Annotated in this window: 19 protein-coding genes and 5 pseudogenes; 10 read left to right on the forward strand and 14 right to left on the reverse strand. The window is 71.9% G+C overall.

Annotated features, from left to right (window positions below; all coding sequences use genetic code 11):
• Positions 1-126: 126 nt before the first annotated feature.
• Positions 127-963: an aldo/keto reductase gene (locus M878_RS57315; protein ID WP_023545542.1), complete on the forward strand. Its 837-nt coding sequence runs from the start codon at positions 127-129 to the stop codon at positions 961-963.
• A gap of 82 nt (positions 964-1,045) precedes the next feature.
• Here M878_RS57315 and M878_RS57320 read toward each other — a convergent pair whose 3' ends face one another.
• Positions 1,046-1,657 (reverse strand): hypothetical protein, encoded by a 612-nt coding sequence (locus M878_RS57320; protein ID WP_023545543.1) that lies wholly within the window; start codon positions 1,655-1,657, stop codon positions 1,046-1,048.
• A gap of 210 nt (positions 1,658-1,867) precedes the next feature.
• Here M878_RS57320 and M878_RS57325 point away from each other — a divergent pair, with 210 nt between their 5' ends.
• Complete coding sequence (locus M878_RS57325) at positions 1,868-2,575, forward strand: glycoside hydrolase family 75 protein (RefSeq protein ID WP_023545544.1); 708 nt, start codon at positions 1,868-1,870, stop codon at positions 2,573-2,575.
• A 13-nt stretch (positions 2,576-2,588) separates the two neighbouring features.
• Here the strand turns inward: M878_RS57325 and M878_RS57330 are convergent, their stop codons facing one another.
• Together M878_RS57330 and M878_RS57335 are read right to left on the reverse strand one after the other, a co-directional pair.
• The gene (locus M878_RS57330; protein WP_023545545.1) at positions 2,589-3,290 is read right to left on the reverse strand and encodes an SDR family oxidoreductase; all 702 of its coding nucleotides are present in this window, start codon (positions 3,288-3,290) and stop codon (positions 2,589-2,591) included.
• A 91-nt stretch (positions 3,291-3,381) separates the two neighbouring features.
• Positions 3,382-4,293, reverse strand: a complete 912-nt coding sequence (locus M878_RS57335) for a class I SAM-dependent methyltransferase (RefSeq protein WP_031224430.1) — start codon at positions 4,291-4,293, stop codon at positions 3,382-3,384.
• A 124-nt stretch (positions 4,294-4,417) separates the two neighbouring features.
• Between M878_RS57335 and M878_RS57340 the strand changes: the two genes are divergently transcribed.
• Positions 4,418-5,182, forward strand: coding sequence for a phytanoyl-CoA dioxygenase family protein (locus M878_RS57340; RefSeq protein WP_023545547.1), 765 nt, complete (start codon positions 4,418-4,420; stop codon positions 5,180-5,182).
• A gap of 139 nt (positions 5,183-5,321) precedes the next feature.
• Here the strand turns inward: M878_RS57340 and M878_RS57345 are convergent, their stop codons facing one another.
• The 3 genes from M878_RS57345 to M878_RS57355 all read right to left on the reverse strand — a co-directional run bounded on the left by M878_RS57345 (position 5,322) and on the right by M878_RS57355 (position 7,589).
• The gene (locus M878_RS57345) at positions 5,322-6,071 is read right to left on the reverse strand and encodes a class I SAM-dependent methyltransferase (RefSeq protein WP_023545548.1); all 750 of its coding nucleotides are present in this window, start codon (positions 6,069-6,071) and stop codon (positions 5,322-5,324) included.
• 5 nt (positions 6,072-6,076) lie between these two features.
• On the reverse strand, positions 6,077-6,382 hold the full coding sequence (locus M878_RS57350; RefSeq protein ID WP_023545549.1) for a 4a-hydroxytetrahydrobiopterin dehydratase: 306 nt from the start codon (positions 6,380-6,382) through the stop codon (positions 6,077-6,079).
• 85 nt (positions 6,383-6,467) lie between these two features.
• Positions 6,468-7,589 carry an ADP-ribosylglycohydrolase family protein gene (locus M878_RS57355; RefSeq protein ID WP_023545550.1) on the reverse strand — a complete coding sequence of 374 codons (1,122 nt, stop codon included), beginning with the start codon at positions 7,587-7,589 and terminating at the stop codon, positions 6,468-6,470.
• A 36-nt stretch (positions 7,590-7,625) separates the two neighbouring features.
• Between M878_RS57355 and M878_RS57360 the strand changes: the two genes are divergently transcribed.
• From M878_RS57360 to narJ, 5 genes and pseudogenes are all read left to right on the forward strand, one after another.
• On the forward strand, positions 7,626-8,459 hold the full coding sequence (locus M878_RS57360) for a helix-turn-helix domain-containing protein (protein WP_023545551.1): 834 nt from the start codon (positions 7,626-7,628) through the stop codon (positions 8,457-8,459).
• A gap of 97 nt (positions 8,460-8,556) precedes the next feature.
• Entirely contained in the window at positions 8,557-9,420 is an 864-nt protein-coding gene (locus M878_RS57365) for a helix-turn-helix domain-containing protein (RefSeq protein ID WP_031224436.1), read from the forward strand.
• A gap of 249 nt (positions 9,421-9,669) precedes the next feature.
• Positions 9,670-10,290, forward strand: a pseudogene (locus M878_RS57370) (molybdopterin-dependent oxidoreductase); the annotation flags it as partial.
• Positions 10,286-10,521, forward strand: a pseudogene (gene narY / locus M878_RS93830) (nitrate reductase subunit beta); the annotation flags it as partial. The pseudogenes M878_RS57370 and narY, both read left to right, overlap by 5 nt.
• Positions 10,521-11,015 carry a nitrate reductase molybdenum cofactor assembly chaperone gene (gene narJ, locus M878_RS57375; protein WP_023545554.1) on the forward strand — a complete coding sequence of 165 codons (495 nt, stop codon included), beginning with the start codon at positions 10,521-10,523 and terminating at the stop codon, positions 11,013-11,015. The pseudogene narY and the gene narJ, both read left to right, overlap by 1 nt.
• 68 nt (positions 11,016-11,083) lie before the next feature.
• On the opposite strand, the gene dnaK is transcribed toward narJ, so the two are convergent.
• The 6 genes and pseudogenes from dnaK to M878_RS57400 all read right to left on the reverse strand — a co-directional run bounded on the left by dnaK (position 11,084) and on the right by M878_RS57400 (position 17,102).
• On the reverse strand, positions 11,084-12,952 hold the full coding sequence (gene dnaK, locus M878_RS57380) for a molecular chaperone DnaK (protein WP_023545555.1): 1,869 nt from the start codon (positions 12,950-12,952) through the stop codon (positions 11,084-11,086).
• 128 nt (positions 12,953-13,080) lie between these two features.
• On the reverse strand, positions 13,081-13,506 hold the full coding sequence (locus M878_RS57385) for an OsmC family protein (RefSeq protein ID WP_023545556.1): 426 nt from the start codon (positions 13,504-13,506) through the stop codon (positions 13,081-13,083).
• Between the two features lie 66 nt (positions 13,507-13,572).
• Positions 13,573-14,217 (reverse strand): annotated as a pseudogene (locus M878_RS57390) (vWA domain-containing protein); the annotation flags it as partial.
• Positions 14,200-14,364: pseudogene (locus tag M878_RS000000101775) on the reverse strand (MoxR family ATPase); the annotation flags it as partial. The pseudogenes M878_RS57390 and M878_RS000000101775, both read right to left, overlap by 18 nt.
• A 65-nt stretch (positions 14,365-14,429) precedes the next feature.
• Positions 14,430-16,502: a phage holin family protein gene (locus tag M878_RS57395; RefSeq protein WP_023545558.1), complete on the reverse strand. Its 2,073-nt coding sequence runs from the start codon at positions 16,500-16,502 to the stop codon at positions 14,430-14,432.
• Positions 16,503-16,670: 168 nt separating this feature from the next.
• A complete protein-coding gene (locus M878_RS57400) occupies positions 16,671-17,102 on the reverse strand; it encodes a hypothetical protein (RefSeq protein ID WP_023545559.1) in 432 nt (143 codons plus the stop codon).
• A gap of 85 nt (positions 17,103-17,187) precedes the next feature.
• Between M878_RS57400 and M878_RS57405 the strand changes: the two genes are divergently transcribed.
• Positions 17,188-17,961, forward strand: coding sequence for an MBL fold metallo-hydrolase (locus M878_RS57405; RefSeq protein ID WP_031224439.1), 774 nt, complete (start codon positions 17,188-17,190; stop codon positions 17,959-17,961).
• A gap of 14 nt (positions 17,962-17,975) precedes the next feature.
• Positions 17,976-18,590, forward strand: a complete 615-nt coding sequence (locus M878_RS57410; protein ID WP_051430205.1) for a DedA family protein — start codon at positions 17,976-17,978, stop codon at positions 18,588-18,590.
• Positions 18,591-18,618: 28 nt separating this feature from the next.
• On the opposite strand, the gene M878_RS47260 is transcribed toward M878_RS57410, so the two are convergent.
• Both M878_RS47260 and M878_RS47265 read right to left on the reverse strand, forming a co-directional pair.
• Positions 18,619-19,875, reverse strand: a complete 1,257-nt coding sequence (locus tag M878_RS47260; RefSeq protein ID WP_023545562.1) for an MBL fold metallo-hydrolase — start codon at positions 19,873-19,875, stop codon at positions 18,619-18,621.
• 14 nt (positions 19,876-19,889) lie between these two features.
• A pseudogene (locus M878_RS47265) lies at positions 19,890-20,180 on the reverse strand (pyridoxal phosphate-dependent aminotransferase); the annotation flags it as partial.

Here is a 20,180-nt window from a genome sequence, read left to right on the forward strand (position 1 = left end):
GAATCTCCACGCGCGGGACTGACTGACCGGTCAGTCCAAAGGGATCGCGCGGTCAGGAATGCGGCGCGGCGCGTGATCGTTGAGGATGGAGTAGCACCTGTCGACAACCTAAGGATCACGAGGCTCGTGAGCAGCAAGGTCCCCCCGATCATCCTCAACAACGGCGTCCAGATGCCCCAGCTGGGCTTCGGCGTCTGGCAGGTTCCGGACGACGAGGCCGAGCGGGCCGTCGCCACGGCGCTGGAAACCGGATACCGCAGCATCGACACAGCGGCGATCTACGGCAACGAAGAGGGCACCGGCAAGGCCATCGCCGCCTCCGGCCTGCCCCGCGAGGACGTCTTCGTCACCACCAAGCTCTGGAACAGCGACCAGGGTTACGACTCCACGCTGCGCGCCTTCGACGCGTCACTGCGGAAGCTGGGTCTCGACTACGTCGACCTGTACCTGATCCACTGGCCGTTGCCGTCGCGCGGCAAGTACATCGACACCTACAAGGCGTTCGAGAAGATCTACGCCGAAGGCCGCGCGAAGGCCATCGGCGTGTCCAACTTCCTTCCGGAGCACGTCGAGCGGCTGATCGCCGAGACCTCGGTCATCCCGGCGGTCAACCAGATCGAGCTGCACCCGCATCTGCAGCAGCACGCCTCCCGCGAGGTCCATGCCGAGCAGGGCATCGCGACCGAGGCCTGGTCGCCGCTCGGCCAGGGCAAGGGCCTGCTGGAGGTGCCGGCGATCGTCGCCATCGCCCAGAAGCACGGCCGTACGCCTGCCCAGGTCGTGCTGCGCTGGCATGTCCAGCTCGGCAACATCGTGATCCCGAAGTCCGTGACGCCGTCGCGGATCAAGGAGAACATCGAGGTCTTCGACTTCCGCCTGGACGACGAGGACCTCGCGGCGATCAGCGCGCTCAACGAGGACCGGCGACTGGGCCCCGACCCGGCCACTTTCGACATGGCCTGACACCCGCCGCACCTCGCACAGCCGTCCGCCCCGCCCGCACAGAGCGGGGCGGACGGCCGCGCGCCGCCTCCGGCGCCGTCGCTCAGTTGCCCCGTACGTCCGCGTGGACGATCTCGAACTCCTCCAGGGAGACCACCGTGACGTGCGCCTTGGCCGTGCCCTCGCGCCGGACCGAAGCCTGGCCGGCCCGGGACGCCGCGAGTGAGCCACGGTCGGCGAAGAGGACACCGGACATGCCACGGCCGCGTTCACGGTCCAGGAAGAGCGCCGCCCCGGCGAAACCGGGCAGGACCTCCAGCCGCGGCAGCACGCCGGCGTGGAAGGTGTCGGTGGCGAGGTCCGCGTCCGCCGGCGCGAACTCCAGCCGGGCGGCCCGCAGCCCGCCGCCGGCGAGGGTGCGCTGCCCCGGATGGAAGACGACGGCCTCGTAGTTCTCGACCGCGACGGTCGCGGCGAAGGGCTGCAGCAGCTCCGGCCGCCGAACGCTCATCACCTCGTCGCTGTTGTGGCGCGCCTCCGCGGACTCCCACCAGCTGACCGTGAGGAGTTTGCCGAGGTCGCGGTCGACAAAGACCCCCGCGCCCCGGTAGCCGGGCCGCTCCTCCAGCAGGTCGTGGCCCCGGGTGTTCAGGGCCCGGAGCGCCGTGCCCAGCTGCGCCGGATCACCGGTCGCGTACACCGTTCGTACGAACATGCCCCTCGCCTCCCGGAGCCGTGACCCTGTCGGCCGACGGCGGCAGGTATTTACGGAAAGTCCCTTTCTTTAGTCTTGCCACCACCGCAAATCACCGCAATACGCACAGGATTCGGGAGTTCGCAACCGGAGTCTTGACGGGGACATGCACACAAGGCCACGGTGTACCGCACTGGTAAGGAAACTTTCCTAACAGAAGGGCTTCCATCCGTGCGCCTTCGAACCCTGACCCTTGCCGCCACCTCCGGTGCCGCACTGCTCGCCGCCGGAGTGCTGCCCGCGCACGCGTCCGCCGGCGCTGCCGCGCGGACCGCCCCGGCCTCCGCCCAGGAGGGCTCGGTCAGCGCGGCCGACCTGCTCGCCAAGGTGACCTCCTGTTCGCAGATATCGAACGGCAAATACAAGACCGACGACGAGACGCCGGCCACGGTTCCCGTGTGCGGCAAGAACGGCGCGGTGTTCTGGAAAGCCGACATGGACATCGACTGCGACGGCCAGACCACCACCAACTGCAACAGCAGCCGCGACCCCTGGTACCAGAACGACACCGCCTTCCACCAGTCCGACGGCAAGCCGCTGAGGGCGGAGTCGCTGCCCTACGTCGTGGTGCCCAGCGCCAGCAGCATCTGGAACTACTCCAGCGCCGGCATCAAGGGCGGCGGCGTGGTCGCGGTCATCTACAACAACAAGGTGGAGTACGCCGTCGTCGGTGACACCGGCCCCACGAAGATCATCGGTGAGGCGTCGTACGCCACCGCCAAGGCGCTCGGCATCGACCCCGACCCGAAGACCGGCGGGGCCGACTCCGGCGTGACCTACATCCTGTTCAAGAACTCCAAGGTCTCCCCCATCGAGAGCCACAGCGCCGCGGTCTCCCTCGGCGACCAGCTGGCCAAGCAGTTCCTGGCCAGCAACTGACCTGCGTCGTACGTCAGTTGGGCTGCCCCAGCGGACGTACGACCACGGTGTTGACGTCGACCCCGGCCGGCTGCCGGATCGCCCAGACCACCGAGTCGGCGATCTGGTCCGCGGTCAGCAACTGCCCCGGAGGCAGGCTGCCGAGGCCGTCCCAGAACGGGGTCTCCACCCGGCCGGGGGCGACCAGCGTCACTCCGATCCCGAACTCCGTGACCTGGCGCCGGGTGTTCTCGGCGAGCCCGGTGACCGCCCACTTGGTTGCGCCGTAGAGGTTGCCCGGGGTGTTCACGAACCCGGCGACGCTGCCGACGAGGACGATCCGTCCGCGGGTCTCCTTCAAGGCCTCGACGGAGGCCCGGATGAGCAGGGCCGGACCGAGGACGTTGGTGAGCACCATCTCGCCCCAGCCGGCCGGGTCGCCCTCCGCCACCGTGTCGTGGGTGGCGAAGCCGGCGTTGGCGACGACGGTGTCCAGTCGGCCGTACGCCTTGAGCGTACGGTCGACAGCATCCTGTACATCGTCGAAGGCCGACGCGTTACCGGCGGCGGTCAGCAGTTCGCCGGGATTCCCGAGCCCGTCGGCGAAGTCCCGCAACCGGGCTTCGGTACGGCCGGTGACGGTGACCCGGTGACCGGCGGCCAGCAACTGCCGGGCGACGGCGGCGCCGATGCCGGTGGCGCCGCCGGTGATGAGTGCGACCGGAGAGTCGTTCATGTGAGTTCCCCCTTGGGTGACGATGAGACGGGGAGTCCATCACTTGGAGCACTCTCGAAGTCAAGTGCTGCTGCGGGTACGGCGGCCTCGGTCAGACCGGTCGTACGGCCCGGTGCACGGTGTGTGCCGTCAGGACGAAGACATCGGGGCGTTGGTGGACGCTGCCGGGATCGGCGGGGTCGACGAGACGGTCGAGGGTGGCGCGGTCCTCCGCATCCAGGGCGTCGGCGTGGATCTCCCGGGCACGGGTGAGCGCGCCGACGACGAAGGCGCGGACCCGGTCCGGGACGGGCGCGGGCACGTCGAGGAGGAAGCTGCGACTGCCCGTGTGCTTCAGACCGGCCGCGGACAGCAGGACGGGCCAGTCCTCGGTCTCCGTGACCGCGCCGGGCAGCTCGGCACGCATCCGGGCGAAACGCTCCTCCTGGGCCACGTCGAGGCGGGCCTGCAGTCCGGGACGGCCGAAGCCGATCTCGCGGGGCAGATAGCGGCTGGGCAGACCGCCCTCCAGGATGGCCAGCGTGCCGCCGGGGGCGAGCCGGGCCGCGAACGCGGTGAGCGCGGCCTTCTGGTCGCCGAGGTGGTGCAGACTGCGGCTGGCCCACAGCAGGTCCGCCGGGTACTCCAACTCCCGGAGCGATTCCGGAAGTTCACCGGCGAGAGTGTCAAAGCGATCGGCGACACCCTGCCGGGCGGCCCGGGCCCGGGCGCGCTCCAGGAGCGGCGCGGAGGCGTCGGCGGCGACCACGCGTGCGCCGGGGAACGCCTCGGCCATCAGACATGCGATGACTCCCGGCCCGCTGCCCGCGTCCACGATCAGACCGGGCTCGGTCACCTCCTTGCCCAGCCAGGCCAGGGCGCGCGCGTACGCCGGGCTGTGCACCTCGGCCTCCGCCTCCAGCAGCGCCGCCATCGCGGCCCAGTCGACGTCGCCGCCGTGGCCATGACCGTGTCCGTGGTCGTGCCCGTCGTGGCCGTGGTGGTCGTGCTGGTCTTGTGTCATGGGGATCAGCCTCTCGCTCGGATGCGGCCAGCGTGCGACGGCGTACAGGCCGATGCCACTTTCGTTGCCGGTGCCGCAAAAAAACGAGGTGCGTGGGAGCGAGGACGGAGCCACCATGTCGATCATGGACGACGAACGGGTACAGCGCTTCCTCACCGACGGCTTCGTGAAGATCGAAGGCGCTTTCCCCTCGCGCGTCGCCGCGGACTGCGCACGGCTCCTGTGGCGGGAGACGGGGTACGAGCCGGACGACCCGGACACGTGGAAGGAGCCGGTGGTGCGGGTGAACGGCATGGCGCAGGGACCGTTCGCCGCCGCTGCCAACTCCCCTGCTCTGCATGAGGCGTTCGACCTGCTCGTGGGCGCGGGACGGTGGGAGCCGCGGTATGCGCTGGGCACCTTTCCGCTCCGTTTCCCGCACCCGGAGGAGCCGGACGACGCGGGCTGGCACATCGAGGGCAGCTACCTCCCCGAGGGCGAGCAGCGGTACTTCGCCAACCTGCGCTCCAGGGACCGCGCCCTGCTGATGCTGTTCCTGTTCAGCGACGTGACCGAAGCCGACGCCCCGACCCGGATCCGGGTCGGCTCCCACCTGGATGTGCCACCGCTGCTGGAGCCGTACGGCGAGGCGGGGGCCTCCATCCTGGAACTCGGCCCCCTGCTCGACCGGGCCTCGGCCCACCGCCCGCTCGCGTACGCCACCGGCCGTCCAGGCGACGTCTACCTGTGCCATCCCTTCCTGGTGCACGCGGCCCAGCCGCACCACGGCACCCGGCCCCGCTTCATGGCGCAGCCGCCGCTGCATCCGGCGGTGCCGTGCGCACTGGAGCGGGCCGACGGGGCGTACTCGCCGGTGGAGCTCGCGATCCGCCGGGGCCTCGCCGGATAACGGCCAGGGTCCCGGCGGACAGTCACCACACCGGCGTCACGACAGCGGCGGGTAGGAGTTCTGCATCAGCTGCTGGAACTGCGCGGAGAACCGCGGAGCTTCTCGAACAGCGGGCCCCGAGCGTTGTCCGCCCGCGCCCTCAACCCGCCGCCGGCTTCCGGTACGCGCGCACCGCGAACACCGGGTCGGGGCGCGGGCGGTCCTGGTCCGGGAGGCGGGACAGGCGGGCGGCGAACTCCTCGGTGCGCGGCTCTCCCGGTGGCAGCAGGGTGAACCAGCCGCGGCGCAGGTCGGCAATGGTGGCGCGCGGGCTGCGGCCCTGGCCGACACCGGGGAACGCGGTGTCGCCGGCCGGCCGGAGACCGTGCCGGGCGGCGTGCCCGGTGACGGTGGCGGCGGCGTCCTGGGCGGTACGGCGTGGGCGGGGAGCAAGGACGGCGTCGATGTCGCTGCCGACGTCGTGTGCCGAGGCCTTGTCGACGGTGGTGACGTAGACACCGCCGGGGCGCAGCACGCGGGCGCACTCGGCGACGATCGCGCGGACGTCCTCGGGGCCGTCCAGCAGGTGCAGCAGCCAGATGCTGGTGACCGCGTGGAAGGTGCCGGTACGGAAGGGCAGCCGACGGCTGTCGGCCCGTACGATCGCGCCGGGCAGCCGGGCCCGCGCCCGGCGGATCATGGCGGCGGTGAGGTCGGCGCCCGTCACCCGCAGCGCGGGACGGCCGACGGCCAGGCGGCGGGTGACGATGCCGGTGCCGCACGCCACGTCGAGGAGATGGCCGCGCCCCTCGGGGATGAGGCCGAGGACCGCTCGGGTGGCCGCCGCGGCACGAGCCTCGCCGCCCCGGGACGCGTCATAGGCGTCGGCTTCCTTGTCGTAATCGAGCACGCACCTCAGTGTGCGCCGTGACCTGGGGCGATGTCCTCCACCCTGCGGGCGAGCGCGAAGTCCTTCGCGGTGAGTGCGCCGCCCACGCTGTGTGTGTGGACGCTGAGGGAGACGGTGTTGTAGCCCAAGGTGAGGTCGGAGTGGTGGTCCAGCTCATCCTGGACGGCGGCGATGTGCATGACCAGCGCCGCCGCCGCGACATGCGAGCCGAGACGGTAGGAGCGGGTGAGCTGGTTCCCCTCCACCGACCAGCCGGGCAGCTCCGCCAGCCGGTCCTCGATCTCCTTCTGCGACAGCGGTTCTACGGCCATGGCCGGATCTCCCTTCGAGACGGCGGACGGCGGGGTGCGGGTACGGGTGCAGGTGCGGGTGCGGCTATGAGGTCAGCCTGCCACGTCAGCTCCGCTCGTACTCCGCCGCCAAGTCGTCGGCGAGTGCGGCGATGCGGGCCCGGCCCTCCACCTGGGCCACCCAGTTGTGCGGCAGGCCGGTGTCGCCGTGCAGCGTGCCCAGCAGGTTGCCGCAGACGGAGCCGGTGGAGTCGCTGTCGCCCGAGTGGTTGACGGCCAGCAGCAGCGCCTGCTCGGGGCGGGGCTCGGCGAGGGCGCAGTAGACGCCGATCGCGAGGGCCTCCTCGGCGACCCAGCCCGCGCCGAGGGACTCCACCTTCTCGGCCGTCGGTGCCCCGCCCTCGGCGAGGTCCAGGGCGGCGCGCAGGGCGGCCGTGGTCTCCATGTGGCCGCGGTGCCGATCCAGCAGCCGCAGCGTGCGCAGCACCGCGCCCTCCAGGGAGTCCCCGGCGACGAGGTGGGCGACGATCGCGGCGAACGCTCCCGCCGCGTAGTAGCCGGTGGGGTGACCGTGGGTGATCTGGGCGCCGCGCGCCGCCATGGCGAAGGCCCCCTCGGCGGTGTTGACCAGGCCGAAGGGGGCCGAGCGCATGACCGTGCCGCAGCCCTTGGAGTCGGGGTTGACCTCGCCGGGCGTGCCGTCGAGCGGAAGTGCGGGGTCGGGCGCGTACATCTGGGCGACGCCGGACAGGCACGCATTGCCGGGGGCGCGGCGGGAGTACAGCCAGGCCTCGGTGACCAGGCCGCCGGCCGGTGCCCCGGCCGGTGTGCCGGGCTGGGCCTGGGTGACCGGGCCGGGCTTGGACTGGGTTTCCAGCCAGCGCTCGTAGGCCTGGCGCAGCAGCTGGGGCCAGGCGCCGCCGATGCCCTTCACGCGCTCCCGTGCGTGCGCCTGGATCAGGGCCTCGACGGTGAACAGGGTCATCTGGGTGTCGTCGCTGATCAGCCCGACCGCTCCGTGCGCGCCGGGCACGAGACCGGTGGCGCCGCGTGCACCGTACGTGGCGCGGATCCGGTCCAGGGAGGAGAACTCCACGGGGTAGCCGAGGGCGTCACCGAGCGCACCGCCGAGCAGACAGCCGCGGACCCTGGCCCGGTACACGGCCGCGGCCTGCAGGGACATCTGGCGGGATGACGCCGGCCATGGCTGCGCGGGCGGCTCGTGCATGGGATTCTCCGCAACTCCTGGACTACGGTCGGATGTATGACCATTGTCGCCTCTGGCCCCTCCGCGTCCGCCACCGCCCCCGCCGACGGCAAGGGCGTAGGCCCGCTGCTGCGCGCCTGGCGGGAGCGGCGCCGGGTCTCCCAGCTGGAGCTGGCGCTGCGCGCCGACTCCTCGGCCCGGCACATCAGCTTCGTCGAGACCGGCCGGTCCCGGCCGAGCGAGGAGATGGTGCTGCGGCTCGCCGAGCATCTGGACGTGCCGGTGCGCGAGCGCAACTCCCTGCTGCTGGCGGCCGGTTACGCCCCGCACTACCCGGAGACCCCGCTGGACGACCCGGCGCTGGACGCGCTGCGCGACGGCATGGAGCGCCTCATCCAGGGCTACGAGCCCTACCCGGCGCTGGTGGTCGACGCGGGCTACACGGTCGTCGCCGCGAACCGGGGCATCACGCTGCTGCTGGAGGGCGTGCCGGAGAAGCTGATGTCGCCGGCGCCGAACGCGATGCGGCTGACCCTGCACCCGGAGGGGATGGCGCCGCGCATCCGCAACCTGCGCGAGTGGCGCGGGCATCTGCTGGCGCAGATGGAGCGGCAGATCGCCCTGCGGCGCTCGGACCAGCTGCGCGCCCTGTACGAGGAGGTGGCCGCCTATCCGGTGCCCGAGGACGCGCCGGACGACGAACCGGCCGAGTCCGTCGCGTACTTCGCGCTGCCGCTGCGCATCGAGCACGACGGCCGGGTCCTGTCGTTCGTGTCGTCGATCTCCACGTTCAACACGCCGATGGACGTCACCGTCGCCGAGCTCGCCATCGAGACGTTCCTGCCGGCCGACCCGGCGACCGCCAAGTACCTGCACAGCTTGGCCGGTTGACCGCGCCTCCGCGTCCCCTGCCCCCTCGGAACCGTGTGCGAAAGGGGATCACGTGGCACACTGCCGGGGTGTCTCGGCGCACAGGGGAGGGCGTGGCGTGAGTGAGCGGCGGGCTGCGCCCACTGTGGGCCAGGTGGTGCTCGGCAAACGGCTGCAGGAGCTGCGCGAGGCGTCGGGCCTCAGCCGGGAGGAGGCCGCCCGGGTCCTCAGGGTGGCGTCGGCGACCGTGCGGCGGATGGAGATGGCCGAGGTCGCGCTGAAGATCCCCTACGTGCAGGTGCTGCTGGACACCTACGGGGTGGCCGAGGAGGAGGCGGCCGCGTTCGTGCGGCTGGCCGAGGAAGCGAACCAGCCGGGCTGGTGGCAGCGGTTCCACGACGTGCTCCCGGACTGGTTCAGCCTGTACGTCAGCCTGGAGGGCGCCGCCCGGATCATCCGCTCCTACGAGCCGCACTTCATACCCGGTCTGCTGCAGACCGAGGACTACGCGCGGGCGGTGCTGGAGGCCGGGACGATCGGGCAGACCTCGCCCGGGACCGTGGAACGGCATGTGTCGCTGCGTATGGAGCGCCAGCGGCTGCTGGACCGGGACGACCCGCCCCACCTGTGGGTGATCATGGACGAGACGGTGCTCCGGCGCCCGGTGAGCACACGGCCCGAAGTGCAGCGGGACCAGCTGGACAAGCTGCTGGAGTACGCCGAGCGGGACCGGGTCACGCTGCAGGTCGCCGAGTTCGCGGCGGGCCCGCATCCGGGGACGTACGCGCCGTTCACGCTGTTCCGGTTCGCCGAGCCGGAGCTGCCGGACATGGTGTTCACCGAGTATCTGACCGGCGCGCTGTATCTGGACTCCCGTCGTGAGGTCGCCGCGCACCTGGAGGTGCTGGACCATATGACGGCGCGGGCCGCGTCGACGCAGCGCACGCGGACGCTGCTGCGGGAGTTCCGCAAGGCCTTGTGACATTCCGTCCGGATCACTTCGCCTGGCCCGTCGCGCTGTCCGGACGATCTGGGACGCCGGGTGCGGCGCCCGCGCGGGGCCCCCGCTCCACCGGAGTGACGGTTCGGGGCCTCCCCGTCGCCTTTGGCCGCAGCCACTTGGCCGGCTGAGGACGTGTGGTGGCCCGGATGACCCGTACGGGTCTGTGCAACAGGTGGGCTTCCTCGCTCACCCCTAGGTTTGACCACGGGGTGAGCCGAGGGAGCACAGGTGACCGACACGCAGACACCGCCCAGGGAACCCGGCGCTGCCCTGCCGGCCGCCGGCCGCTCCCGCCGCTGGAAGGTGTATGTCAAGGACGGCATCATCACCTGGGAGACCCAGGAGACGGACTACACCTCGGTGGGCCCGGACCGCCCCGAGTACGAGCCGCAGGGCTGCCCGCGCGGTGCCGCGTTCTCCCGGTACACCTGCTCCCCCACCCGGGTGCGCTACCCGCAGGTGCGTGGCAAGGGCGGCCTGGTGCGGGCGAGTTGGGCCGAGGCGGTGGAGATCGTCGCCGCCGCACAGGTGCACACCATCGGGACCCACGGCCCGGACCGCGTCGCCGGCTTCTCGCCGATCCCGGCGATGCCGATCGCGCCGCACGCGGCCGGCGCCCGCTACCACTCGCTGACCGGCGCGCCGATGCTGTCGTTCTACGACTGGTACGCCGGCCTTCCGGTGGCCTCCCCGCAGGTCTTCGGCGACCAGCCCGGCGTACCGGAGCCGGGCGACTGGTGGGACGCCGCGTATCCGATGATGTGGGACTCGAACGTGCCGGTGACCCGCACCCCGGACGCGCACCGGATGGCGGAGGCCCGCTATCGGGGGCAGAAGGTCGTGCCGGTACGCCATCTCGACCGCTGCCGTCGGCGACGCCCGGCGCCTGGAGGAGACAGCCGTTTCCGGGCTCCCCGCGGGCTGCGGCCTCGACTACGACGGGGGGCCCGGCATGGGCGGCGACGGCCCGTTCGGCCGGACTCCGGGCGCCGGAGCCTGCCGCTGGTGTCCGTGGAGACCCTCCACAGCCTGAGCAGACGGCAGACCTCCGACGACCCGGCCGACGCCAAGGAGGTCTGATGCCCTCGGACGCGGTGCTGTACCAGGCGGCGGCGCTCTGCCTGACCTACCCGGACGCCGACTTGATCGCCCGGCTGCCCCTGTTGCGCGAAGCCGCCCCGCAGCTGCGGACGTTCACCGACCACGCCGCGATCACACCGCCACGGGAGCTGGCCGCGCACTATGCGGAGGTCTTCGACTTCAAGAACCGGCACAGCCTGTACCTGAGCTGGTGGCACGACGGCGACACCCGCCGGCGCGGCATGTCCCTGGTCCGCTTCAAGGACGTCTACCGCGCGCACGGCCTGGAGTTCAGCGTCGAAGAGCTGCCGGACTTCCTGCCGGCGGTGCTGGAGTTCACCGCGCGGACCGGCGACACCAGCCTGCTGACCGAATACCGCGACGGGCTGGAGCGGCTGCGTATCCGGCTGACCGACTACGGGACACCGTATGCAGCCGTCCTGGACGCGGTATGCGCCACACTGCCGACCGCGCACACCGGGGTGCGCCCATGACGACCCTCGTGCCGGCCGGGCATGGCCGCCAGGCTCTCTTCCGCGGGCGGTGACGGCTACAACTGCGGTCAGGCCGCGCCTCCTTTGGTGTCCTTGTCCTCGTCCACGATCTCCGCGTCCACCACGCCCTCCTCGTCGGCGGGGGTGCCCTGTTCCGTGGCCGGGCCCCGTTCGCCGCCGGCGGAGGCGGCGTTCGCGTACATGGCCTGGCCCATCTTCTGGCTGACGGTGGCGAGTTTCTCGACGCCGGTACGGAGTTCGCCGGTCTCCGCGTTCCGCTCCAGGAGCCCTTTGAGTTCCGTGGCCGCTTCCTGGACCTCCGACCTGGTGTCGGCGGGGATGCGGTCCTCGTTGTCACGGAGGAACTTCTCGGTCTGGTAGACGAGTTGCTCGGCCTGGTTGCGGGTCTCGGCGGCCTCGCGACGGTTGCGGTCCTCCTCGGCGTACTGCTCCGCCTCCCGCATCATGCGGTCGATGTCCTCCTTGGGCAGAGCCGATCCGCCGGTCACCGTCATCTTCTGCTCGCGTCCGGTCGCCAGGTCCTTCGCCGAGACGTGCATGATCCCGTTGGCGTCGATGTCGAAGGCGACCTCGATCTGCGGGACGCCGCGCGGGGCGGGCGGCAGCCCGGTGAGGTCGAAGACGCCGAGCTTCTTGTTGTAGGCGGCGATCTCGCGTTCGCCCTGGTAGACCTGGATGCCGACCGAGGGCTGGTTGTCGGTGGCGGTGGTGAAGATCTCCGAACGGCGCGTCGGGATCGTGGTGTTGCGTTCGATCAGCTTGGTCATGATGCCGCCCTTGGTCTCGATGCCGAGGGACAGCGGGGTGACGTCGAGCAGCAGCACGTCCTTGACGTCGCCGCGGAGGACACCGGCCTGGAGGGCCGCGCCGACGGCGACCACCTCGTCGGGGTTGACGCCCTTGTGCGGGTCCTTGCCGGTGAGGTCGCGCACCAGGTCGGTCACGGCGGGCATCCGGGTGGAGCCGCCGACGAGGATGACATGGTCGATCGCGGACAGCTGGATCCCGGCGTCCTGCACGGCCTGGTGGAAGGGCTTCTTGCAGCGGTCGAGCAAGTCGGCGGTCAGCTCTTGGAACTGAGCCCGCGTCAGCTTCTCCTCCAGGTGCAGCGGGCCCTCGGCCGAGGCGGTGATGTAGGGCAGGTTGATCGTGGTCTCCGAGGACGACGACAGCTCGATCTTGGCCTTCTCGGCGGCCTCCCGCAGCCGCTGCACGGCCATCTTGTCGGCGCCCAGATCGGTGCCGTAACCCCCCTTGAACCGCTTCACCAGGTGCTCGACGACCCGCTGGTCCCAGTCGTCGCCGCCGAGGTGGGTGTCGCCGTTGGTGGCCTTCACCTCGATGACGCCGTCACCGATCTCCAGCAGGGACACGTCGAAGGTGCCGCCGCCCAGGTCGAAGACCAGCACGGTCTGCTCCTCGCCGCGGTCCAGGCCGTAGGCGAGGGCGGCGGCGGTCGGCTCGTTGATGATCCTGAGCACCTTGAGGCCCGCGATCTCGCCGGCCTCCTTGGTGGCCTGGCGCTGGGCGTCGTCGAAGTACGCGGGTACGGTGATCACCGCGTCCGTGACGTCCTCGCCGAGGTAGGCCTCCGCGTCCCGCTTCAGCTTCTGCAGCACCCGCGCGGACAGCTCCTGGGCGCGCAGCCGGGTGCCGTCGACGGAGCCCTGCTCGGGGAAGCGCCAGCCGGGGTCGCCCATGTGCCGTTTCACCGAGCGGGCGGTGCGCTCCACGTTCGTCACAGCCTGCCGTTTGGCGACCTCGCCGACCAGTACCTCGCCGTTCTTCGCGAACGCCACCACCGACGGTGTGGTCCGCGCACCCTCCGCGTTGGTGACGACGGTGGGCTCGCCGCCCTCCAGAAGGGCGACCACCGAGTTCGTCGTCCCGAGATCGATCCCGACCGCGCGTGCCATGGTTCGTCCCCTTCCGCCAGGGCGTCACTATCAGCAGAAGACGTGCGTACGGCGCTGTCAATGCCCCAGCGGCCGGGAACGGCGATGCCGCGCCCCCTGACCTGGGACGCGGCATCGGCGTACGAGCGTCAGGCCAGCTCGGCCGACAGGGTGATCGTCGTACCGGCCAGGGCCTGGCTGACCGGGCAGTTCTTCTTGGCGTCCTCGGCGGCCGAGGCGAAGCCCTCGGCGTCCAGGCCGGGCACCTCGCCGCGCACGGTGAGGTGGATGCCGGTGATGCCCTCGCCGGGCTGGAAGGTGACGTCGGCCTTGGTCTCGAGCCGGGTGGGCGGGGTGCCGGCGCCGGCCAGGGCGTGCGAGAGGGCCATGGAGAAGCAGCTGGAGTGGGCGCCGGCGATCAGCTCCTCGGGGCTGGTCCTGCCGTTCGCGTCCTGGGAGCGCGAGGCCCACGTGACCGGCTGCTGGGCGATGCCGGAGGAGTCGAAGGTGACGACGCCGTTGCCCTCGAGCAGGTTGCCTTCCCAGACGGTGTGTGCGGTGCGCGTGGTGGCCACGATGGTTCCTTTCGCATGGGATCCCGTTACGGGGTCTTCCGTGTCCCTATCCGATCACATCCGGGCTCATCGCACCCTGAAGACCGGCCCACGCGGAGTGAACGGGAGGTGACGTCCCTGCGGGATCAGATAGGCGTGCTCGCGGCGCACCCGCAGCACGTCGCACCAGCCGTCGGTGATCACCAGCACCGGTGCGGCGGGCGGGAAGTCCTCGGCCCGGTGCAGCAGGTCGATGCCGGGCTGCAGGACGGTGCCGCCGCGCCCGTGCACCCGTACCCGGCCGGCGATCTCGGTGACCGGGAGATAGCCGGCGTCGTGCGGGGCGGCGTCGCAGAAGACCACACGGGCGGCCGGTACGTCCCGGGCCTCGGCGTAGGAGGCGATCGCGCCGAGGGCCTTGCCGAGGAGGGTGCGGTCCATCGAGCCGGAGGTGTCCAGGACCACCCCGAAGGTGCAGCTGGCCACCTCCTCAGGCGGGAAGTAGTGGCCCGCGCGCGGGATGTCGGGGGTGGAGGCCTGGCGGCGGGCGGGGCGGGCGTACGACCGTACGGGCTCCGGGCGGGGCACGAACTCGTCGAACCAGCGGGCGAGTCGGGCGTCCCAGGGCAGCGGCGGATGGCTGAGCGCGCGGATCTCCTCGACGAGGCCGCCGGGCAGGAAGCCGCGCTCCTGCGCCCGGTGCAGGTCCAGGCCGCGGCTGAGTGGCCTCCGGGGGCAGAACACCGAGCGCCCGTCGCGGATCTGCGGAACGCCGATCAGGTCCTCCGGCGCGAGCTGCGTACCGAGCAGGCTCACACATTCCAGTCCGAGCGAGTCGGCGAACTCCCGCACCAGGGACGACTTTCCGATGCCGGGGGCTCGATCAGTGTGAATGTCCGGCGCGGTGGGCGCAGCCGATTTTCAGGCGGCCCGCTCTTCCTCTCTCAGGCGGCCCGCTCCTCCTCGGCCGCGTCGGTGAGCGGGACCTGGGGTCCGTTCAGCTCGCGCAGCCAGCGACGCAGCACGCGGTGGACATGCTCGGCGCCGGTCAGTTCCGCCCCGCCGTCGACAGGTGCGGACAGCTCCAGCGGCGAGAGCAGGAACGGGTGGGACTGGGCGCCGCCGAGACCGCCGTGGGAGCCGATCTGCTCCTCGAAGGCGAGGACCTCGCCGTCGGCCGGGTCGTGCGCCGAGTTCACCATGATGTCGGCGGTGTGCGGGAAGGCGTGGGTGCGGCGGACCGCGTCGGCGGCACCGGCGCCGAACCGGGCCAGCGGGCCCGGCTCGGAGTCGAGCCGGGCGAGCGGGATCTCGGCGCCGTGGGCGCCCATTACCACGCCGCCGTGCTCTGTGCTGCGCACCAGCAGGAAGCCGATACCGGGGTGGTTGGCGAGGGTGGTGAGCAGGGCGGGGTGGCGGGCGTCGATCTCCTCCTTGGTCATGCGGTGGGGCACGTCCGGGAAGGAGACCAGGCCGAGGTTGCCGGAGGCGAGCACGATCGGCTCGGAGTCACGGTCGGGGCGGCGCCGCTCGCCCTTCTCCTCCACGGGCCGGCGCAGCGCGGCCCGGACGGCAGCGCGGGCCTCGGCGCCGCTGCGCGTGCCCTCGGCCCGGCGCGGGACGGGTAGCCCGCAGCCGGCCCGGACGAGGTCGCCGAGGGTGAGGCCGTAGCGCGCGTGGAAGGTCTCGCCGGGGCTCTGTCCATGGTCGGAGAGGACCACGACGCGATACGGGCGGGGGGCGTGTTCGGCGACCCGCTGGAGGAGGGCTAGGCACCGGTCGAGGCGCCGCAGGACCTTCTCGGCGTCCCGGCTGCACGGGCCGGAGTGGTGGGCGACCTCGTCGTAGGCGACGAGGTCGGCGTAGACGGCGGTGCGTCCGGCGAGCATGTCGCCCATCACCGCGGCGACGACGACGTCCCGTTCGACGACTGTGGCGAAGGCGCGGACGAGCGGATACAGGCCCCCGCGGCTCACCCTCGGGCGTTGCTTGCGCAGCCGGGCCCGGGTGGACTCGCCGATCTCACGGACCACTTCGGCGACGAAGGACAGGGCGGTGCGGACGGCGTTGGCGGGGTCGGAGAAGTAGGCGAAGTACCCGGCGCGGGAACGGTTCTCGCGGCTGCGGCGGCGGGCCGCGATGGACAGCACGAGGGCCTGTTCACCGGCGCCGCCGCTGAACAGGTTGCCCCGGCTGGCGCCGTCCACGGCGAGCAGACCACCGTCGCCTGTGTGCGAAATGGCGCGCCGCTGCAGTTCGGCGGCGCTCGTCGGCCGATTGCACACCATCACCTCCCCGCGGTCCTTCTCGTACCAGCGGAAGGCCGGCACGTCGAAGGTGCTGCCGTGCAGGATCCCGAGCTGGCTGGCGCCGGTCTGGCTGGACCAGTCGGTGCGCCAGGGGGTGAGGCAGTGGGTGGGCGGTGTGCGGTGGCCGGCCGACCGTATGCCATCCGCGCCCAGCCAGTGCGCGACCGTCGGCATCAGCCCCTTGCGGACCGCGTCCGTGAGGACGTCGTGACCCACGCCGTCGAGCTGGACGAAGACCAGTCCGGGAGTGGCGGGGCACGGCGGGTCGGATCTGCGGCGGCGGGCGGCGAGGCGGTGCAGCCGGCGCCGGTAGGTCTCGTCGTCGCGTACGGCGAGGGCCGCGCCGGTGGCCGAGGCGACGGCCGACATCACCGCGGCCACGATGACAGCGGTCTCGGGGGCGGCCGCGCCCCGGCCGGAGGGGTTGATGCGCAGGGCGAGCAGCAGCAGGGAGCCGTTGAGGAAGAAGACCAGCAGGCCGAGCACGAGGGCGGGGACGAGCAGCAGGAGCCGGACCAGGAGCGGCCAGACCACGGCCGACAGCACACCGAAGGCGCCGGCGCCGCAGGCGGCGGTGATGGCGATGCGGGTGGCGCTGTCGCCGTCGGCGGACTGGAGCTGGAAGTCGGGCAGGAGCACGGCGAGGACCAGCATGGTGAGGGTGGAGACCGCCCATACGGCGATGCTCCGCCCGATCTGACTGACCATCCGCCGCCACCGCACGCCTCGCACGCCCCGTACACCTCACGTTCCGGCCCTCCCGCGCCTCGGCAGCAAGGACCCGTCTCGCCTCGTCGGCCCTGCGGGCCGCCCACCACCTTGTCATACCGGCTTGTCATACCGGCGAGGTCGGTTCAGGTGGGTTCGGCCGGGATGTCAGCGGCCGTCGTAGCCGGCCGTCGGCATGGACAGGCGGCGGTGAACGCGGGCTTTCATCTGGGCGTCGTACGACGGCTCGGCCCGGCCTACCGTCTCGACGCGTACGCCGCGGCGCGCGCACTCGGCGGTGAACGCCTCCACCGAGGACAAGGCCCGCCGCAGCACGCGCATGCTGGGGGCGACGAAGACGTCCACGCCGGGCCGGACGCCGTCCCACAGTGCGCAGTGGTCGAAGCGGAGTCCGCCGACCAGAAGTTCCCGGGCGATGACGTACCCGCGTTCGGCGGCCCAGCGGGCGCACATGGCGTGCTGGCTGCGGGAGTCCACGAGGAACGGGTCCGCTTCCAGTTCCTCCAGCGGCGTCAGGCTCGCGATCGCGGTGACCCGCACCGTCGTGGGCGCGTCGGAGGAACCCCGCAGCTGTCCCATGGCGTCCCCCCTCACCTCCGGGTTTCGTCGCCGACCCTACTCCTGCCCGTACGCTTCGGGGAGTCGCGTGAAGGAGGCGAAGAGGGTGCCGGTGGAGATCACGTGGTGGGGTCACGCCACCTGCACGGTGCGGGACGCGAACACACGGGTGCTCACTGATCCCCTGTTCGCCCTCCGGCTGGCCCATCTGCGGCGGCGCCGGGGCGCGGTGCCGCCGGCCGAGGCCCGCGTCGCGGACGTGGTGCTCGTCTCGCATCTGCACGCCGACCATCTGCATCTGCCCTCGCTGGCCGGCCTCGCCCCGGGCACACGCCTGCTCGTACCCCGGGGCGCACCACGGGCGGTGCCGGGACTGCGCCGGCTGCGACAGCTGCGCGTGACGGAGGTGGCGCCCGGGGACGAGGTGCGGATCGGTGGGCTGCTGGTGCGGGTGGTCCCGGCGTTGCACGACGGGCGGAGGCTGCCGGTGGGACCTCACCGTTCGCCCGCGCTCGGCTACGTGGTGGAAGGCGAGGCACGGACCTATTTCGCCGGGGACACCGGGCTGTTCGACGCGATGGCCGAGCAAGTCGGGCCGGTGGACGTGGCATTGCTGCCGGTGGGCGGCTGGGGGCCGTACCTCGGTGCGGGGCACCTGGACGCGGAGCGGGCGGCCCGGGCGCTGGCGCGGCTGGCGCCGCGGGCCGCGGTGCCGGTGCACTACGGGACGTACTGGCCGATCGGGATGGACGCGGTGCGCCCGCACGAGTTCCATGCGCCGGGTGACGAGTTCGTACGGCTGGCGGCCCTGGCGGCGCCGGAAGTGGCCGTGCACAAGCTGGGGCACGGGGAGAGTGTGCGGCTGGAGGTCGCGCGGTGAGATGGCCGGCCTCCGTGGCGTCGCTCGCCGCCGCCTCCACGTCGGCCGTGCCGCCGGAGTCGACGCAGCAGGCGATCGGTTATCCGTCGTTGTTTCTGCTGGTGCTGGTCGGGGCGCTGGTGCCGGTGGTGCCGACCGGGGCGCTGGTGAGTTCGGCGGCGGTGGTGGCGTTCCATCAGACGGCGCCGTTCTCGCCGGCTCTGGTGTTCGTGACGGCGTCGCTGGCCGCGTTTCTGGGAGATGCGGCGCTGTACTGGCTGGGGCTGCGCGGGATGCGGTCGCGGAACGGGTCGCGGTGGCTGGAGGCGATACGGGCGCGGGCGCCGGACGCGCGGCTGGCGTCGGCGCGGGAGAAGTTGGCCGAGCACGGGGTCGCCGTGCTGGTGTTGTCTCGGCTGGTGCCTGCCGGTCGTATTCCGGTGATGCTGGCGTGTCTGATGGCCGACTGGCCGTTGCGGAGGTTCGTGCGGGGGAATCTGCCCGCGTGTCTGGCCTGGGCGGTCACGTATCAAGTGATCGGGATTTTGGGGGGTTCGTTGTTCAAGGAGCCTTGGGAGGGGGTTGTGGTGGCGGTGGGGCTGACCGTGGTGATCAGTGCTGTGCCGAATGTGGTGCGGCGGGTTCGGTAGCGCCGGTGGAAGTGCGGTCGTGTTCGGGCTACCGGTCCATGGTGCTTTCTCGCGCCCGCGCGGCGGCAGCCGCATGTCGGACACAGCCCCGCGCCCCTTTCGGGGCGCTCGACTCCAGCGCCTTTGATCCGCCGACCGGCAGGTCCCACAGGTCGTCCCGCTCCAGCCTGGCCTTCTCCCAGGCCGCCCGCACTCTCCTGAGCGGTTCCAGGACCGGTTCTGCCGAGAGGATGAAGGTACCCCAGTGCATGGGGGCCATGCGGCGGGCGCCTGCGTCGAGGGTGGCCTGGACCGCTTCCTCGGGGTCGCAGTGGACGTCGCTGAGCCACCAGCGCGGTTCGTAGGCGCCGATGGGCATGAGGGCGAGGTCGATGCCGGGGTAGCGGCGGCCGATGCGGGAGAACCAGTGGCCGTAGCCGGTGTCGCCGGCGAAGTAGAGGCGCTGTCCGTCGGCGTCGGTGAGGACCCAGCCGCCCCAGAGGCTGTGACAGGTGTCGGTGAGGGTGCGCTTGGACCAGTGGTGAGCGGGGACGAAGTCGAAGCGGACGCCTGACAGTTCGGCGCCCTCCCACCAGTCCAGCTCGGTGACACGGGTGAAGCGCCGGCGCCGGAACCAGCGGCCGAGGCCCGCCGGTGCGAACACCCGGGTGTCCCGGGGGAGTCGGCGCAGCGTGGGGGCGTCCAGGTGGTCGTAGTGGTTGTGGCTGATGACGACGGCGTCGATGCGCGGCAGGGTGTCCCAGGGGACGCCGACGGGGGTGATGCGGGCCGGGGTGCCGAGGATGCGGCGGGACCAGACGGGGTCGGTGAGGACCGTCAGGCCGCCGATCCGGACGACCCAACTGGCGTGTCCGGCCCAGGTGACGGCGAGGGTACGCGTGTCGACGCGGGGCAGCGGGGCGGGTGCGCAGGGCAGCCGGGGGATGCCGGCGATGCCTTCGGGACCGGGGCGTACGGCGCCTTCGCGGGCGAAACGGGCGACGGCCTTGATGCCGGGCAGCGGAGCGGTGAGCCGGTCGTGGAACGTCCGCGGCCACACGCGGTGTTCGCCGAGGGGACGGGGCTCGGCCAGCGGCGGGAAAGGGGGTGCCAAGGGGGCCGGTGCGAGTGTGGTGCGGGTCGGTGCGGTCGTCGTGGCCGACGTGGCCGACGTGGTGGTCGTTGCCGATCCGGACTCGTACGTCTCGGACTCGTACGTCTCGGACTCGTATGTCTCGGACTCGCGCGTAGCTGGCTCATACGTCTCTGGCTCGTGTGCCTCGGGCTCATGCGTCTGCTGCGTCATCGAGGAGGCTCCCATCACTGAGCGTCGTCGCGGAGATGGTCGAGGACCGACGTCAAAGAGGTCAACGCGCGTTGCACGTGTGGCAGTTCCAACGGTGCGGGTGAGGTGAGACATTCCGTGCGTTCCTCGTCCGTGCCGCCGAGCAGGGGGCCCGTGGCGAGTCGTACGCGCAGTGCCCCGAGGTCGTCGCCGAAGCGGTGGCCGCCCGGTGCGGGCATTCCGAGCCGGGCGGTGAGGAGGTCCTCCAACTCCTGTGCGTCGCCGACGCCTTGTGCGGCGAGGGGTTCGCGCAGCGGGCCGAGGTC

This window comes from Streptomyces roseochromogenus subsp. oscitans DS 12.976 (genome assembly GCF_000497445.1).
GTDB lineage: Bacteria > Actinomycetota > Actinomycetes > Streptomycetales > Streptomycetaceae > Streptomyces > Streptomyces oscitans.